The sequence below is a fragment of the Chitinimonas viridis genome (genome assembly GCF_030409555.1).
Classification (GTDB): domain Bacteria; phylum Pseudomonadota; class Gammaproteobacteria; order Burkholderiales; family Chitinimonadaceae; genus Chitinimonas; species Chitinimonas viridis.
In genome coordinates, this window is sequence record NZ_JAUFPU010000003.1 from 69,912 (window position 1) to 84,945 (window position 15,034).

At 63.3% G+C, this 15,034-nt stretch carries 15 protein-coding genes; 8 read left to right on the forward strand and 7 right to left on the reverse strand.

What is annotated here, in order from left to right; all coding sequences use genetic code 11:
- The first annotated feature begins 57 nt into the window (after positions 1–57).
- The 6 genes from QWZ03_RS03155 (at position 58) to QWZ03_RS03180 (ending at position 6,481) form a co-directional block, all read left to right on the forward strand.
- Entirely contained in the window at positions 58–2,232 is a 2,175-nt protein-coding gene (locus QWZ03_RS03155) for a RelA/SpoT family protein (protein ID WP_284196983.1), read from the forward strand.
- A gap of 132 nt (positions 2,233–2,364) precedes the next feature.
- On the forward strand, positions 2,365–2,568 hold the full coding sequence (gene thiS, locus QWZ03_RS03160; RefSeq protein WP_308447032.1) for a sulfur carrier protein ThiS: 204 nt from the start codon (positions 2,365–2,367) through the stop codon (positions 2,566–2,568).
- Positions 2,569–2,756: 188 nt separating this feature from the next.
- Positions 2,757–3,542, forward strand: a complete 786-nt coding sequence (locus QWZ03_RS03165; protein WP_290331406.1) for a thiazole synthase — start codon at positions 2,757–2,759, stop codon at positions 3,540–3,542.
- A gap of 7 nt (positions 3,543–3,549) precedes the next feature.
- Complete coding sequence (locus QWZ03_RS03170; RefSeq protein WP_290331407.1) at positions 3,550–4,368, forward strand: DUF817 domain-containing protein; 819 nt, start codon at positions 3,550–3,552, stop codon at positions 4,366–4,368.
- 162 nt (positions 4,369–4,530) lie between these two features.
- Complete coding sequence (trmB, locus tag QWZ03_RS03175; RefSeq protein ID WP_290331408.1) at positions 4,531–5,208, forward strand: tRNA (guanosine(46)-N7)-methyltransferase TrmB; 678 nt, start codon at positions 4,531–4,533, stop codon at positions 5,206–5,208.
- A 106-nt stretch (positions 5,209–5,314) separates the two neighbouring features.
- Positions 5,315–6,481 (forward strand): PQQ-dependent sugar dehydrogenase, encoded by a 1,167-nt coding sequence (locus tag QWZ03_RS03180; protein WP_308447507.1) that lies wholly within the window; start codon positions 5,315–5,317, stop codon positions 6,479–6,481.
- A 37-nt stretch (positions 6,482–6,518) separates the two neighbouring features.
- Here the strand turns inward: QWZ03_RS03180 and QWZ03_RS03185 are convergent, their stop codons facing one another.
- From QWZ03_RS03185 to wrbA, 5 genes are read right to left on the reverse strand one after another with little or no spacing between them, the layout of a single operon-like run.
- Entirely contained in the window at positions 6,519–7,250 is a 732-nt protein-coding gene (locus QWZ03_RS03185; RefSeq protein WP_290331409.1) for an SPOR domain-containing protein, read from the reverse strand.
- Positions 7,247–8,017 carry a type III pantothenate kinase gene (locus QWZ03_RS03190; protein WP_290331410.1) on the reverse strand — a complete coding sequence of 257 codons (771 nt, stop codon included), beginning with the start codon at positions 8,015–8,017 and terminating at the stop codon, positions 7,247–7,249. Before QWZ03_RS03190 ends, QWZ03_RS03185 begins: the two co-directional genes overlap by 4 nt.
- A complete protein-coding gene (locus tag QWZ03_RS03195; protein ID WP_290331411.1) occupies positions 8,014–8,985 on the reverse strand; it encodes a biotin--[acetyl-CoA-carboxylase] ligase in 972 nt (323 codons plus the stop codon). The genes QWZ03_RS03190 and QWZ03_RS03195 overlap by 4 nt, the downstream gene beginning before the upstream one ends.
- Positions 8,982–9,332, reverse strand: coding sequence for a DUF2069 domain-containing protein (locus tag QWZ03_RS03200; RefSeq protein ID WP_290331412.1), 351 nt, complete (start codon positions 9,330–9,332; stop codon positions 8,982–8,984). Before QWZ03_RS03200 ends, QWZ03_RS03195 begins: the two co-directional genes overlap by 4 nt.
- Positions 9,329–9,928 (reverse strand): NAD(P)H:quinone oxidoreductase, encoded by a 600-nt coding sequence (gene wrbA / locus QWZ03_RS03205; RefSeq protein ID WP_290331413.1) that lies wholly within the window; start codon positions 9,926–9,928, stop codon positions 9,329–9,331. Before wrbA ends, QWZ03_RS03200 begins: the two co-directional genes overlap by 4 nt.
- Before the next feature lie 101 nt (positions 9,929–10,029).
- On the opposite strand from wrbA, the gene QWZ03_RS03210 reads away from it, so the two are divergent.
- Positions 10,030–11,268: a YihY family inner membrane protein gene (locus QWZ03_RS03210; RefSeq protein ID WP_290331414.1), complete on the forward strand. Its 1,239-nt coding sequence runs from the start codon at positions 10,030–10,032 to the stop codon at positions 11,266–11,268.
- 49 nt (positions 11,269–11,317) lie between these two features.
- On the opposite strand, the gene QWZ03_RS03215 is transcribed toward QWZ03_RS03210, so the two are convergent.
- Together QWZ03_RS03215 and bioA are read right to left on the reverse strand one after the other, a co-directional pair.
- Positions 11,318–12,907 carry a cyclic-di-GMP receptor FimW-related protein gene (locus tag QWZ03_RS03215; protein WP_290331415.1) on the reverse strand — a complete coding sequence of 530 codons (1,590 nt, stop codon included), beginning with the start codon at positions 12,905–12,907 and terminating at the stop codon, positions 11,318–11,320.
- Positions 12,908–13,006: 99 nt separating this feature from the next.
- Complete coding sequence (gene bioA / locus QWZ03_RS03220) at positions 13,007–14,323, reverse strand: adenosylmethionine--8-amino-7-oxononanoate transaminase (protein ID WP_290331417.1); 1,317 nt, start codon at positions 14,321–14,323, stop codon at positions 13,007–13,009.
- A gap of 407 nt (positions 14,324–14,730) precedes the next feature.
- On the opposite strand from bioA, the gene groES reads away from it, so the two are divergent.
- Positions 14,731–15,021 (forward strand): co-chaperone GroES, encoded by a 291-nt coding sequence (groES, locus tag QWZ03_RS03225; protein WP_284196995.1) that lies wholly within the window; start codon positions 14,731–14,733, stop codon positions 15,019–15,021.
- The last annotated feature ends 13 nt before the right edge of the window (positions 15,022–15,034 follow it).

The window sequence follows — 15,034 nt, forward strand, 5'->3', positions numbered from 1 at the left end:
CAGGGCAGCACAAAAGCGGGCTATGCCCGCTTTTTGTCCCTCTAGCTACCCTACATCATGCTGATAGCCGAAGACATCCCCGTCCCCGAGGAGTACGCCGCACTGGTGGCGAGGGATGCGAACGTTCTGTTCGCCAAGGTATCGGGCTATCTGAAGCCCGAGGATCTGCCGTTGCTGCGCACGGCTTTCCTGTTCAGCGCCGAGTGCCACAAGACCCAGTTCCGCAAGAGCGGCGAGCCCTATATCACCCACCCGCTGGCGGTGGCCGATATCCTGGCTGATCATCACCTGGATGCCCAGGCGCTGATGGCCGCCTTCCTGCATGACACCATGGAGGATACCGGGGTCACCAAGCTGGAGCTGACCGATCGCTTCGGCAAGCCTATCGCCGAGCTGGTGGATGGCTTGTCCAAGCTGGAGAAGCTGGAGTTCCAGAGCAAGGAAGAGGCGCAGGCGGAGAACTTCCGCAAGATGCTGATGGCCATGGCCCGCGATGTGCGGGTCATCCTGGTGAAGTTGGCCGACCGCTTGCACAATATGCGCACGCTGGATGCCATGCGCGAGGACAAGCAAAAGCGGATTGCCGCCGAGACGCTGGAAATCTACGCGCCCATCGCCAACCGCATCGGCCTGCATGCCATCTATCAGGAGCTGGAGGACTGGAGTTTCCGCTACCTGCACCCCATGCGCTACGAGGTGCTGGGCAAGGCATTGAAGGCGGCGCGGGGCAATCGGCGCGAGGTGGTGAACAAGATACAGGACGCCATCAAGCAAAAACTGGAAGACGCCAGGATAGAGGCCACCGTGTATGGCCGTGAAAAGCACCTGGCCAGCATCTATCGCAAGATGCAGGAGAAGCACCTGAGCTTCTCCGAGGTGCTGGATATCTACGGCTTCCGTGTCATTGTCCGCGATGTATCGACCTGCTACCTGGTGCTGGGGGCCCTGCACGGCCTCTACAAGCCCCGCCCTGGTACGTTCAAGGACTATATCGCCATCCCCAAGCCCAATGGCTACCAGAGCCTGCATACGGCGCTGTCCGGCCCCTATGGCACGCCCATCGAGGTGCAGATACGCACCCACGATATGCACAAGGTGGCGCAGGCCGGCGTGGCGTCGCACTGGATGTACAAATCCGGCGACGACGGCGTCAGCGATGTGCAGCAGAAAACCCACCAGTGGCTGCAAAGTCTGCTGGAGATCCAATCCATGTCGGGGGATTCGGTTGAATTCCTCGAGCATATCAAGGTCGATCTGTTCCCTGGCGAGGTGTATGTCTTTACCCCCAAGGGCAAGATACTGACCCTGCCGCAAGGGTCCACTGCAGTGGATTTTGCCTATGCGGTGCACTCCGACATCGGCAATCGCTGCATTGCCGCCCGCATCAACTACGACCTGATGCCCCTGCGGACCGCCATCAAGACCGGTGACCAGGTGGAGATCATTACGGCCACCACGGCCCGGCCCAATCCCAACTGGCTTAACTTTGTGGTGACGGGCAAGGCGCGCTCGCATATCCGGCACTTCCTCAAGACCATGCGCTATGAGGAATCGGTGCAACTGGGTGAGCGCATGCTGAGCCAGGCCGCCCGGGCCTTGATGAACCAGAGCGTGGAGTTGCCACCCGAGTCCTGGGAGCGCTACCTCAAAGAAAACGCCCCGTCACGGCGTGACGAGATACTGTCTGACATCGGCCTGGGCAAGCGTATCGGTGTGGTGGTGGCGCAGCGCCTCTTGACGCTGGCCGGCCTGCTGACCGAAGGCGAGGCCAAGAGCGGGCCTATCCTGATACGCGGTACCGAGGGGGTGGCGGTGCAGTTCTCCCGCTGCTGCAATCCCATACCGGGCGACCCTATCATCGGCTTGATCAAGCAGGGGCAGGGGCTGGTCATCCATACCCATGACTGCCCACAGGTCGTAGGCAGGCATGGCAAGGTGGACCCGGAGAAGATGCTGGAGGTGGAGTGGGATGTCCCCGCCGGCAAGCTGTTTGACGTGCAGATCAAGATACTGGCCATGCACGAGCGTGGCGTGCTGGCGCAGATTGCCGCCGCCATCTCGGAGGCGGCGGCCAATATCGAGAATGTGCGCATGGATAGCGATCACGAGGGCGATCGTTACACCGAGATCAGCTTTACCGTACAGGTGGAAAACCGCCAGCACCTGGCCAGAGTGATGCAGACCCTGCGCCAGTTGGAGAGCGTGGTGCGGATACACAGGCTGAAGTCTTAGCGCCTGTTCAAGGTCTTTTCGCCTCGCGCCGGCCCGCTGGCGAAAAGATATTGAACAGGTACTTAGCCATCCTGGCGATGGGCCGGGCAATGCTAGAATCAATGCCTTGACCGGCTCTGCGCACCCCTTACCGTGATTACCATCACCCTCAACGGCGAAACCCGCCAGTTCGATCCCGATCTCAATCTGGCCCAGTTGGTGGATAGGCTGGGCCATACGGGGCACCGTATTGCCATTGAGCGCAACGGCGAAATCGTGCCCAAGCGCCTGCATGGTGAGACGCTGCTGCTGGCCGGCGACAGGCTGGAGATCGTGGTGGCAGTAGGGGGCGGCTGAGTGCATCAGCCGCTGCGGTTTGCCACCATAGACCTGGAACACCACCTGGCCGACTGCCTGGCAGCCCGGCGCGATACCTTTATCAGAAGCATGGCTGGGCCCTCTGCGCCCAGTCTGGCAAAGACCCCAGGGTGCGCCTGATGGAGCGCCTGCTCCCGGCTGCCCTATACTGACGGATAACCAAGCCCATGCAAGATGCTCCATTCCAGATTGCCGACCGCGTCTATGGCTCCCGCCTGCTGGTGGGTACCGGCAAGTACAAGGACTTCACCGAGACCCGCGCGGCCATTGATGCCTCGGGCGCGGAGATCGTGACTGTCGCCATCCGTCGGGTCAATATCGGCCAGGATGCCCAGGCGCCCAGCCTGCTCGATTACCTGCCACCCAGCCAGTTCACCTACCTGCCCAATACGGCCGGCTGCTACAGCGCCGACGATGCAGTACGTACGCTGCGGCTGGCCCGCGAGCTGCTGGATGGACATAAGCTGGTGAAGCTGGAAGTACTGGGCGACGCCCACAGCCTCTACCCCAATGTGGTGGAGACCTTGCGTGCGGCCGAAACCCTGGTGAAGGATGGCTTCGATGTGATGGTCTACACCTCGGACGATCCCATCATCGCCAAGCAGCTGGAGGAGATAGGCTGTTGCGCCGTCATGCCGCTGGCCAGCCTGATAGGCTCGGGCATGGGCATACTGAACCCCTGGAACCTCAAGCTCATCATCGAGCAGGCGCGTGTGCCGGTGATCGTCGATGCCGGCGTGGGCACGGCATCGGATGCCGCCATCGCCATGGAGCTGGGTTGCGACGGCGTGCTGATGAACACCGCCATTGCGGCGGCACAGCACCCGGTACTGATGGCCAGCGCCATGCGCAAGGGCGTGGAAGCCGGCCGCGAGGCCTTTCTGGCGGGGCGCATGCCGCGCAAGCTTTACTCGGCCAGCCCCAGCTCGCCCACTACCGGCATGATAGGCTGAGGCGAGCTTGAGTCAGGCTGCTGCACTACCTGCACCGGGCGGTTTCGCCCGGTTTTGCCGCGAGTTCTGGTGGTTTGGCCTGAAAGAGGCGCGCGCCTGCATATTTGCAGGCTCGTTCTTCGTGGTGCTGGCCCTGTCCACCAAGCTGCCGCTGGGGCCATTGCCGCGTTACGACTTCATCCTGCTGGCGGCGTTGCTGATCCAGGGCTTGCTGATCGCTACCCGGCTGGAGAGCTGGGACGAGGTCAAGACCATCAGCCTGTTCCATCTGCTGGGCTTTGCGCTGGAGGTGTTCAAGACGCATCCGGCCATAGGCTCGTGGCATTACCCGGAGTTCGCCTATAGCAAGGTGCTGGGTGTGCCGCTCTATAGTGGCTTCATGTACGCCGCCGTGGCCAGCTATATGGCGCAGGCCTGGCGCATCATGGACTTGCGACTGACTGGCTACCCCAGCTACTGGCTTAGCCTACCCCTGTGTGCCGCCATCTATTTGAACTTCTTCACCCATCACTTCCTGCCCGATCTGCGCTGGCTCCTGATAGGCGCCACCGTGCTGATCTTTGCGCGCACCCGGGTGTACTTCCATCCGCTGGCAACACCGCGCTGGATGCCCATGCCGATTGCCTTTGTGTTGATCGGTTTCTTTGTCTGGCTGGCCGAGAACATCGCCACGTTTTTTCGCGCCTGGCAGTATCCAGAGCAAGCCGCCGGCTGGACGCTGGTGCACTGGGGTAAAATCAGTTCCTGGGGTCTGCTGGTGATACTGAGCTTTATTGTCATTGCCGACCTCAAGCACTTGAAGGCCAGGCGCGCAAAGAGCGGCTAACAAAACCCTTCTGGCGTTGTTGTGCGAGCTTGCCGTACCCACGTACTGTCAGCTGCGCGCGCCTAGCCAGAAACGCTACGCTGGGTTTTGCTAGTCGCTCTAAGAAGCGGCTAGCCCCAGAACACTCGTTCCAACCTGATTTCGCAGTAGAAAGGCCCCATCTTGGACAATCCGCATCATCGCCATATCCGCAGTTTCGTGCTGCGCCAGGGGCATTTCTCCGAGGCGCAGACTCGCGCCATGGAAGAGGGCATGCCGCAATGGGGGGTGGAGTACCGACATGAACTGCTGGATCTGACCCAGACCTTTGGCAGGGAGGCGCCCAAGGTGCTGGAAATCGGTTTTGGCATGGGCGGTGCAACGGCGGAAATCGCCCAGACGCGGCCCGATACCGATTTCCTGGGCATCGAGGTGCATGGCCCCGGGGTGGGTAATATGCTCAAGCTGATCAGCGAAAAACAGCTGAGCAATATCCGCGTGGTACGGCATGATGCTGTCGAGGTGGTGGAGCACATGCTGCCTCTGGAGAGCCTGGATGGCTTCCATCTGTATTTCCCCGACCCCTGGCCCAAGAAGCGGCAGCAGAAGCGCCGGCTGGTGCAGCCCGAGTTTCTGGATCGCATCGTCAGCCGGCTCAAGCAGGGCGCCTATGTGCATATGGCGACGGACTGGGAGGACTACGCCGTGCAGATGCTGGACGTGCTGAGCGCCCATCCGGCCTTGCGCAATACGGCAGAGGGCTATGCGCCAAGGCCGGAATGGCGTCCGCTGACCAAGTTCGAGCAGCGTGGCCTGAACCTGGGCCATGGGGTGTGGGATCTGATGTTCGTGAAGCGCTAGCTTACCCTGGCGGGTGGGGATGGCGTGGGGTGTGGCGCTATGCACGGCGCCTTAGAGCCGCTACGCTGGGTTTTGTTAGCCGCTCTTATTGACGGAGGACGCAACCTTGTCTGCCAGCAATAGCTTGATCATCACCAGCCTGCTGTCCCTGGTGGCCTGCCATGGCGCGGAGACGCCCACTGCGGCCGTGCCTGTGCCGGTGGCACCTATGCAGTCCGCACCTTTGCAGGCCGCCACCAAACTACAGGCGGTGACGGTGGCGCGTGGGCTGGAGCATCCATGGGGGCTGGCCTTCTTGCCCGATGGCCGCATGCTGGTAAGCGAGCGGCCAGGCAGGCTGCGCCTGGTGGCCAGGGATGGCGCCGTATCGGCACCGCTGAAAGGCGTGCCAGCCGTGTTTGCCAGCGGCCAGGGCGGTCTGCTCGATGTGGTGCTGCATCCGGCCTTTGCCACCAACCAATGGGTTTACCTTGTCTACGCCGAGCCCGACCCCCAGCAGGCCAGCCTGGCCGGCACCGCCGTGGCGCGCGGCAAGCTGGTGGGGGAGCAACTGCAGGGCGTTCAGGTACTGTTCCGCCAGCAGCCCAAGGTGGCTGGCGGCAATCATTTTGGCGCACGCCTGGCCTTTGCGCTCGATGGGCGTTTCTTCCTGGCCATGGGCGAGCGCTTTCAGCGTGATCGCGCCCAGCACCCCATGGAGCATCTGGGCAAGGTGGTGCGGTTGCATGACGACGGCCGCGTGCCGGCGGATAACCCCTTTGTCGGCCGGCCGGGCTATCAGCCTGAGATATGGTCGCTGGGCCACCGCAATGTACAGGGGGCGGCCATCCACCCGCAAAGCGGCCAGCTATGGACGGCCGAACACGGTGCCCAGGGGGGCGATGAGATCAATACCCCCAAGGCGGGGCGCAACTACGGTTGGCCCGTCATCACCTATGGCCGCAACTATGGCGGCGGCAAGATAGGCGAGGGGACGGCCAAGGACGGCATGGAGCAGCCACAGCATTACTGGGATCCGTCCATCGCGCCTTCCGGCATGGCCTTCTATACCGGCAACCGCTACCCAGGCTGGCGCGGCAGCTTGCTGGTGGGCGCCTTGCGTGGCCAGCATGTGGCACGGCTCAGCCTGGACGGCGAGCGGGTGGTGGCCGAGGAGAAGCTGCTGATGGAGCTGGGGCGGCGGGTGCGGGACGTAAGGCAGGGGCCGGACGGTTGGGTCTATCTGCTGACCGATGCCGCCGATGGCGAGGTGCTGCGGCTGGAGCTGCAGTGATGCAGGCCGGTGCCGACGGCGCCAGCCTGCAGGGGTATCAGCAACCTATGCTGGTGATGGTGCTGCCGCGGAAGGCGGTCGCAGCCTGATTCAACAGGGTCTTGGCCGAGCTGGGGACCTGCTTGAGCAGCAGGGTGTTGCTGACAGGTGCGCCTTCGCGGCGTTCGCGCAGCATGGCGGTACGCACCCCTTGCTGGCGCAGGTTGTCCAGCCGGCGTTCGGCGGCTTCCTTGGTCGAGAACAGGCCTAGCGATACGGCGTTCAGGTAGCGCTTGTCGTCGTTGATGATGAAGAAATCGGTCACGCCCAGCGTCTTCAGTTCGTCGGCTTTCTTTTGCGCGTCGGCAGTGGTGCCGCGTGGCGGTATCAGTACCCAGTAACGCACAGGGCCTTCGCCGCCACTGCTTTCCAATCTGGTTTCACCACCCAGCTTGAGGGCGGCCACGCGCTTCCTGACATTGGGCAGGTCTTCGGTGAGTATGCCTCGCCAGGCAAAGCAGGCCTTGCCTGCAGCAGCGACTTCGGCGGCCACGGGCGCCTGCGCCTCGAGGGTATCGGAGGCGACCATCGGGGTGTCGGCTGCTGGCCCGGCCGCTGCGTCAACCGGTGGGGTTGCACTGGGGCTGGCAGGTAGGACTTCGGCGATGTGCAACTTGGCGGCATTGACTTCGCGGTTACGCCAATCAAGCGGCGGCTGCGGCTCTGCCAGCCGGGTGTAGCCGAAGAACAGCAAATTGGCGAGCAGTAACAGGAAGAACAGCCATTTCATGGGACAGGATTCCAGTTGGGCGAGGCATCGCTGGCCAACTTGGCCAGGCCGCGCAGGACCAGATTATCAACGGCAGACAGGCGTGTTGCCAGCATTGGCGTCAACAAGGGCGCCAACAGGCTGGCATCGCCCCCCGAAAGCCACACCTGGGCGCCATGGCCGGTGTGCTTTTCCAGCCGGCCGTGCATCTGCATGATGGCGCCGGTCAGGGCCAGCAGCGCGCCATTGACGATGGCTTCGCCGGTGGCTTGGGGAAAATCCACCGTGCTGCCATCGGGCAGGCCCAGGTCGGCTGTGCCTTGTGCCAGGGACTGGCGCATCAGCCGGTAGCCGGGCACGATCAGTCCGCCCAGGAACACCCCTTCCGCCGTCAGAGCGTCCACCGTCATGGCGGTGCCTGCCATGACCACGATGGCATCGCTGGCGCCCAGGCTGCGGGCGCCCAGCATGGCCGCCCAGCGGTCCGCCCCCAGCTGGGCTGGTTCGCGGTAGCGATTGCTGAGGCCGGCCTGGTTAGCGGTAGGTTTCAGCCAGTCTATGGGCAATGCCAAGCAGGCGGCCAGTTGCTCGGCGATGGCCGGCCCGGCCACATTGCAGCCCAGTATGTGGCTGACCGCAGGGTGGTGGGCCAAGGCCAGCGGCAGCTGCGCCAGCTGATCGTAGGCCTGGCTGCCCTCGGCCAGGTAGCTCAAGGGGGCGTGGGGCGCCAGCAGCGCCCATTTCAGCCGGCTGTTGCCGGCGTCCAGCAACAGTACCGGGCCGCTCATGCCGCCCCCCGCAGGCTGATTTCGCCAGCATGGACGCGGCGCTCGCCCTCGGCTGTGGCAAAGCGCAGGGCGCCATCGGGGGCTACGCCCAGCGCCGTGCCAGCGACGCTGTCGCCATTGGGCAGCAGCAGGCGGGCCGGTGCCCCCTGCATGGCGTGGCGTGCTTCCCATTGCGGCAGCAAGGGCAGAAAACCACCTTGTTCGAACTGGGGCAGCAGCACCGCCAGTTCGGCCAGCAGGGCTGCCAGCAGGCGGTTGCGGTCGCCGCCATAGCCCAGCATGGCCAGCGATTCGGCGGCCTGTTCGACACTGCCCCTTACCGTATCGGACAGCCGCAGGTTGAGCCCTATGCCTATCACTACCGTGGATGGGCCGTGTGCCTCCCCGGCCAGTTCGATCAGGATGCCGCCCAGCTTGGCGCCTTGCTCGGTCACGATATCGTTGGGCCACTTGAGCCGTGCGGCGCTGAGGCCCAGCCCTTCCAGCGCACGGGCAACGGCCAGGCCCACGGCCAGGCTGAGGCCGGACAGGTCGGCCACGCCCAGGTTGAAGCGCCATAGCAGCGAGAACATCAGGGCGTCACCTAGCTCGCCCTGCCAGCGTCTACCACGCCGCCCGCGCCCGGCTGTCTGGTGCTCGGCGGCAAATACCAGGCCGGCCGGCGCACCCTGGCCGGCTTGCTGCATCAGGGCGGTGTTGGTGGAGTCGATCTCATCGAACAGGCGCAGATCGAAATAGCGCGCCTGCGTGCCCAGATGCTCGGCCACCTTGCGCTCCTCCAGCCAGTCTATGGGCTTGTCCAGCCGGTAGCCACGGCTTTTGGCCGTATGCACGGTGACACCCAGGTCGGCCACCGATTTCAGTGCCAGTGAAATGCTGGCGCGCGAGACGCCCAGTGCCTCGGCCAACTCGGGGCCGGGGCGGAACTGATCGGCGGACAACAGGCGTAGCAGTGGATAAGGGTTCATTGCGGTGTGGGGCGGGTCAATCGGGCATATACCACGGTACAACAGAATACCCAGACGCTGAGAAAGGTCTCAACCAGGGCCAGGTATTGCATGGTGCCGCGGTCACCCCAACTGCGCATCACCCCTTCGATAAACCAGGCCAGGACATACATGCTCAGCCACTGGTAGGTGTAGCGCTTGCCGCGCAGCACGCCCGGCAGGGGGAGCAGCAGGGGCAGGGCCTTGATCCACAGCAGCGAGCCTGGGCGTAGCGGCGCCAGCCAGGCCTCCCACACGATGCACAGGATGAACAGGGCCAGCATGCCGGCCAGGGTGCCATTACGGCTCAGGCGTATCCAGGGATTCATAGCGGTCTCGCCAGTTTGAGGCTAGCCTCGGCCAAGCGTTTGCCCAGGGCCATGGCCAAGGCCTTCTCGTGTTCATCCACCGCGCGGCGGCCGTCGTGGCCGGCCACATGGCTGGCGCCGTAGGGGGTGCCGCCGCCCTGGGTCAGGGTCAGGCCGGGTTCGCTGTAGGGCAGGCCCAGCACCGTCATGCCATGGTGCAGCAAGGGCAGCATCATGGTCAGCAGGGTGGCCTCGTTGCCACCGTGGGGGCTGCTGGTGGAGGTGAATACACAGGCAGGTTTGCCAGCCAGCGTACCCGCCAGCCAGTCGGCACTGGTGCCATCGAGAAAATACTTGAGCGGTGCGGCCATATTGCCAAAACGGGTAGGGCTGCCCAGCGCCAGGCCCTGGCATTCCTGCAGGTCGCTCAGCTCCACATAGGGTGCGCCGCTGCCGGGAATGGCGGGGGCGGTGGCCTCGGCCACGCTGGAGACGGCGGGCACGGTACGCAGCCTGGCATGGCAGCCTGGTACCGATTCGATGCCGCGGGCGATCAGCTGTGCCAGTTGCCGGGTGGCGCCGTGGCGCGAGTAATAGAGAACCAGGATGTCGGCCATGTACGCAAGGGTGGAAGTCAGCAAAAGCGGGATTATAGGCCTTTGCCGCGCCGCGTATTTCGTGGATAGTCGCGGCATTCCACGTAAAGCCTCACTGACCGATGTTGAGACTGTCCGACTATCGCCGTAATGTCATCAGCAAGCTGCCTGCGCCGCTGGATTTTGCGCTGTTCGTATTCCGCCGCCTGCGTGATGACCGCTGCCTGGAGGCGGCCGGTAGCCTTACGTTTACCACCATGCTGGCCTTGGTGCCCTTCCTGACCATCGCCCTGATGGTGGTGTCTGCCTTTCCTATGGCAGACAGCCTGACTCAGGAGGTCAAGCTGTTCCTGATCAAGAACCTGGTACCGGATTCGGCCGGCAAGGTGATCTCGGTCTACATGCGGCAGTTCACCGAAAACACCGGCAAGCTCACCCTGGTGGGTATGGCCACCCTGGCGCTGACGGCATTGGCCATGATGGCCACCATGGACCGCACCTTCAATCGTATCTGGCGGATACGGCGCTCGCGCCCCTGGATGGTCAAGACCCTGACCTATTGGGGGGTGCTGACGCTGGGGCCCCTGCTGCTGGGCATAGGCCTGACCATGACCGACTGGGTGGCGGACAAGGCCGGCAGCGGCGCGCTGACCGCCATACTGAACGGCAGCGGTTTTCTGATGGCGCTGGCCGGCTTTGGCTTGCTCTACCGGGTGGTGCCCAATTGCCCGGTGCCACCCAGCCACGCGTGGATAGCCGCCCTGTTCACCACGGTGGCGCTGGGGCTGATGAAGGGGCTGTTCGGGCTGTATGTGCGCAATTTCGCCTCCTATAAGCTGGTGTACGGTGCCTTTGCCAGCCTGCCTATCTTCCTGCTGTGGCTGTATCTGATCTGGGTCATCGTGCTGGCCGGTGCCGTATTGAGCGCCTGTCTGTCCTACTGGCATGGCGAAGCCTGGCGTCGCCGGGCGCATCCGGGCCAGCGCCTCTATGACGCGGTGCGGCTGCTGCTGAAGCTTGACGATGCCCGCCGTGAAGGCGTGACCCTGCAACTGGGCCAGCTACGTCGCTCGCTCTCGCTAGGCCAGGATGAGTTGCATGAGTTGCTGGAGCGGTTGGCCGAAAAAGGCTGGACCCAAGCCACCCGCAGTGGCGGCTGGCTGCTGGCGGTGGCGTTGGAACGCATCAACCTGCAGGCACTCTACCACCTGCTGGTAACCCGGCCGGTGGCGCCGCCCCGCGCGGTGGATGGCCTGCATGACATGCTGGCCGAGCGATTTGGCCGGGTCGATGACTCGCTGGATATCTCGCTGGCCGAGATGGCGCGGCAACTGCGGCGGGAGGCTGCGCCGGAAGACTAGCGTCTGGCCTCTTCCGGCAGCCTCACAGGCAATCTGTAACGGATTCGGGCTAGTGTGCCGCCCCTGGACTGGGGGCGTATTCAAACAACTCGTAGCCTACCGCCTGCTCGTTGAGCCGCACGGCGCGTATCAGTTGCTCGCCTTCATCGGTGTAGATCACCAGCTCGCGCATGGGCGAGAAGGTGCCACGCGGGGCGATGACCAGTGGCGGCTGTTTGAGTGCGGGCACTTCGGGCAGCAGGACGCAGGGCTGAAAGGTGGCGCCGGCATGGGTGATGCTGGGGCGCTGCATGGCCGGCTCGCCCTTGGGGGCCAGCACCTGTATGCCGACCTCCAGCGATTCGCCTTCCTCCACCGTCTGCAACCAGCGTACGCAACCTAGCATCCAGTCATCACCTGGGGCGCCGCGCAGGCCGACGATATCGCCCACCCGGTAGGTGCAGTTCTGCGGGGCGGGCTGCAGCTTGAGGGCATAGCCGCCGGGGCTTTCGTTGATGACCAGCCAGCTGTCGGCCGGGCCATAGTTGGCGCCGGAGACACTGACTGGTCCCTGCTCGTCCAGTATGCTGTCGTCCAGCACCACCGGCTGCAGCAGCGGTTGGGCGCCATTGAGGTAGAAGGCCGTCATGCGCAGGCCGCCCACCATATTGACGCGGCTATTGGCGCGTATGCGCTGGAATACCCGCTTGGGGGCGATGCTCCACTGCCGGGTGACGCGCCGTAGCAGGTCTATCCAGGCCTGGGCCTTGGGCCGGTCGCTGGCGCCGGGCAGTTTCTGCTCCACGGCATGCAGCGCCTTGTGCAGCAGCTTGGCCATCTCCATGGTGTCGAGCAGGATGGCATTGCTGGCTTCCACATCCATCGGGCGCTGCCCGAGGAAAGCCGGTGGCTGGTCTACATCCATGCGCACCAGGAAGAACCCGGCCGGATTGGGCGTGTTGCCCAGCGGCTGGAACTGGGCGGCTGCGCCGTAGCTCTTGATCAGCTCCTGTATCTTGTCGTGCTCCACCGGGTGGTAACGGTAGGGGTCGGACAGGGCCAGCAGCAGGATCTGCTTGTAATAACCGCCTATGGTCTTGGTCGGGTGCTCGGCACCTTCCGGCTGGTCTATCAGCTTGTGCTGTATGGCGTGGCGGAACAGGCTATGCACTTCCTGCCAGACGCCGGCTGGAATAGGGCTATAGCTCTTGCAGCACACCCACATCAGCTTGTAGTAGGTGATCAGCAGCTTGCGTATCACATCGGGGATGTGTTTCTGGCCCAGGCTGAAGCGGGCGCCAAGCCGGCCCAGCAGGATGATCTTGTAGCCATTGGCCAGCTCCAGCTGCAGGTTGCGCGCCAGTGCGGCGGTTTGCTTGAATTTTTCCTTGGCGGGTACGGTGGCCGAGGTATAGGCGTCTTCCAGCGGCGCATCCAGCAAGTCAGACGCCAGCTGGTAGTGCTCCATCAGCTTGAGTCGGGTGTCGTCGTCCAGCTTGATGCGGTTGAGCGTGGTCAAGGCATCAAAGATGGCCCGGGTGGTCTCCATCAGGTTGGCAGGCGGCAGCGAGACCAGCCAGGCCTTGACGGCCTTTGGATTGGTCTCGACGCTGATGGAGTAACCGGTAATCGGTTCCGGTACGTTGAGAGCGAGCGACATGTGTTTCCACGAACAGTTGCTGTTGTTTTATATAGGCGATATTCGCTTAGCATGCGAACTCGCCGCTCCCCGACCTGTTATTTCGCTACGTCAGCCAGTTCAGTCCAGGCCTTCGTCCAGCAAGGCCTGCAGTGTCGCAAACGCGGCCTGTAGTTCCATGATAGTAACTACGTAGGGCGGCATCAGGTAGACGGAATTATTCACTGGCCTGACCAGCAGCCCCCGCGTCAGGGCGGCCTCGAAGAAGCGGTTGGCAAAGCCGGGGCGGGCATCGTTGACTTCAAAGGCCCAGATCATGCCCAGATGGCGGCCATGACTTACCCGTGGGTGGCTGGCCAGGCGGGCGAAATCGGCTGCGACAGCGGCGGCCTTGGCGCGGTTGCTGTCCAGTACGGCGTCGTCGCGGAAGATGGCCAGCACCTCCAGTGCGGCGCGGCAGGCCAGGGCGTTGCCGGTATAGCTGTGGCTGTGCAGGAAACCCCGGCTGACATCGTCGTGATAGAAAGCGGCATAGATGGCGTCGGTCGTCAGTACCGCCGACAGCGGCAGGTAGCCGCCGGTAATACCCTTAGACAGACAAATGAAATCGGGCCGTATGCCGGCCTGCTCGCAGGCAAACAAGGTGCCGGTGCGGCCAAAGCCCATGGCGATCTCATCGGCGATCAGGTGCACCCCATACTGGTCGCACAGCGCCCGTGCCCGCTGCAGATAGGCCGGGTGGTACATGGCCATACCGGCGGCACCCTGGCATAGGGGCTCGACAATAAAGGCCGCCAGTTCGCCTGCCTGCTGCCGGAACAATTGCTCCAGGTCCGCCGCCGCTCGCAGGGCGTAGGCTTCGGCGGTTTCACCGGCCTCGGCCAAGCGCCAGTCTGGCGACATGACCCGGTGGGTTTGGCGCAGCAGGGGCGCGTAGGTGGCGCTGAACAGCGGGACATCGGTCACGCTGAGCGCACCCAGGGTCTCGCCGTGATAGCTGTTGCGCAGGCTGACAAAGCCGGTCTTGCGCTCCTGGCCCAGGTTGCGCCAGTAGTGATAGCTCATCTTCAGCGCGATTTCGGTAGCGCTGGCGCCATCGGAGCCATAGAAGGCATGGCCCAGGCCTGTCAGCTGGCCCAGCTGCTCGGACAGTTCCACCACCGGCTTCTGGGTAAAGCCGGCCAGTATCACGTGTTCCAGCGTGTTCATCTGGTCCAGGATGGCGGCATTCATGCGCGGGTTGGCGTGACCAAACAGGTTGACCCACCAGCTGCTGACGCCATCGAGGAAGCGATGTCCCTCGAAATCCACTAGCCAGGCACCGTCGCCACAGGCTACTGGGACGATGGGCAGGGCTTCGTGGCGTTTCATCTGGGTGCACGGATGCCATACGGCTTGGCGGCTACGGGCCAGCCAGTCTTGATTGGGGGGGGTCATGCGCTTGTCTCCTGTCCGGTGCGCTGTTGGCGCATCTGCCCGTTTTTGGCTGCCTGGTAGACCGGGCTTCTGGCTCGGCCCACGCGCGGCGTGCGCAGCTTATCGGCATAGGACCATGTACTGCAACGATGGCGAGGCATTCTGGTAGGTGGCCGTCATGCGCCTGTAAAGCGCTTTCCATCTAATGTCGTGCTGGGCGCAGTTTCACATTCTGGCACTGTCGTTCGTCATTAGCGCGGTCTTATCTGCGGTAACGGACCAATTATCTGCAAGCCTCGCCCTTGAAATGGGCTAACACTGCCCATATCATTAGCACTCGTTAGCCTAGAGTGCTAGCAGCGAACATCAAACTGTTGATTTTTGCCTGTCACGGCATTCAGCAAATCGTATTCCTACAGGAGAAAACCATGAAGATTCGTCCCCTGCACGATCGCGTTGTGATCAAGCGCGTCGAAGCCGAAGAAAAAACCGCCTCGGGCATCGTTCTGCCGGGCAATGCGGCCGAAAAGCCTGATATGGGCGAAGTGGTGTCGGTTGGTACCGGCAAGATCCTGGAAAACGGCTCGGTCCGTGCCCTGCAGGTCAAGGCTGGCGACAAGGTGATCTTCGGCAAGTACAGCGGCCAGACCGTCAAGGTCGATGGCAGCGAACTGCTGGTAATGCGTGAAGAAGACATCATGGGTGTTGTCGAGGCTTGATCGCCCCACACCG

Excerpts from the sequence above, each read along its gene's own strand:
- QWZ03_RS03185 (WP_290331409.1), bottom strand. The coding sequence starts at position 7,250 with ATGAAATGGCTGTTCTTCCTGTTACTGCTCGCCAATTTGCTGTTCTTC.
- QWZ03_RS03190 (WP_290331410.1), bottom strand. The coding sequence starts at position 8,017 with ATGAGCGGCCCGGTACTGTTGCTGGACGCCGGCAACAGCCGGCTGAAA.
- groES (WP_284196995.1), top strand. The coding sequence starts at position 14,731 with ATGAAGATTCGTCCCCTGCACGATCGCGTTGTGATCAAGCGCGTCGAA.
- QWZ03_RS03195 (WP_290331411.1), bottom strand. The coding sequence starts at position 8,985 with ATGAACCCTTATCCACTGCTACGCCTGTTGTCCGCCGATCAGTTCCGC.
- bioA (WP_290331417.1), bottom strand. The coding sequence starts at position 14,323 with ATGACCCCCCCCAATCAAGACTGGCTGGCCCGTAGCCGCCAAGCCGTA.
- QWZ03_RS03165 (WP_290331406.1), top strand. The coding sequence starts at position 2,757 with ATGCAAGATGCTCCATTCCAGATTGCCGACCGCGTCTATGGCTCCCGC.
- QWZ03_RS03210 (WP_290331414.1), top strand. The coding sequence starts at position 10,030 with ATGTTGAGACTGTCCGACTATCGCCGTAATGTCATCAGCAAGCTGCCT.
- QWZ03_RS03215 (WP_290331415.1), bottom strand. The coding sequence starts at position 12,907 with ATGTCGCTCGCTCTCAACGTACCGGAACCGATTACCGGTTACTCCATC.
- QWZ03_RS03200 (WP_290331412.1), bottom strand. The coding sequence starts at position 9,332 with ATGAATCCCTGGATACGCCTGAGCCGTAATGGCACCCTGGCCGGCATG.
- QWZ03_RS03155 (WP_284196983.1), top strand. The coding sequence starts at position 58 with ATGCTGATAGCCGAAGACATCCCCGTCCCCGAGGAGTACGCCGCACTG.
- wrbA (WP_290331413.1), bottom strand. The coding sequence starts at position 9,928 with ATGGCCGACATCCTGGTTCTCTATTACTCGCGCCACGGCGCCACCCGG.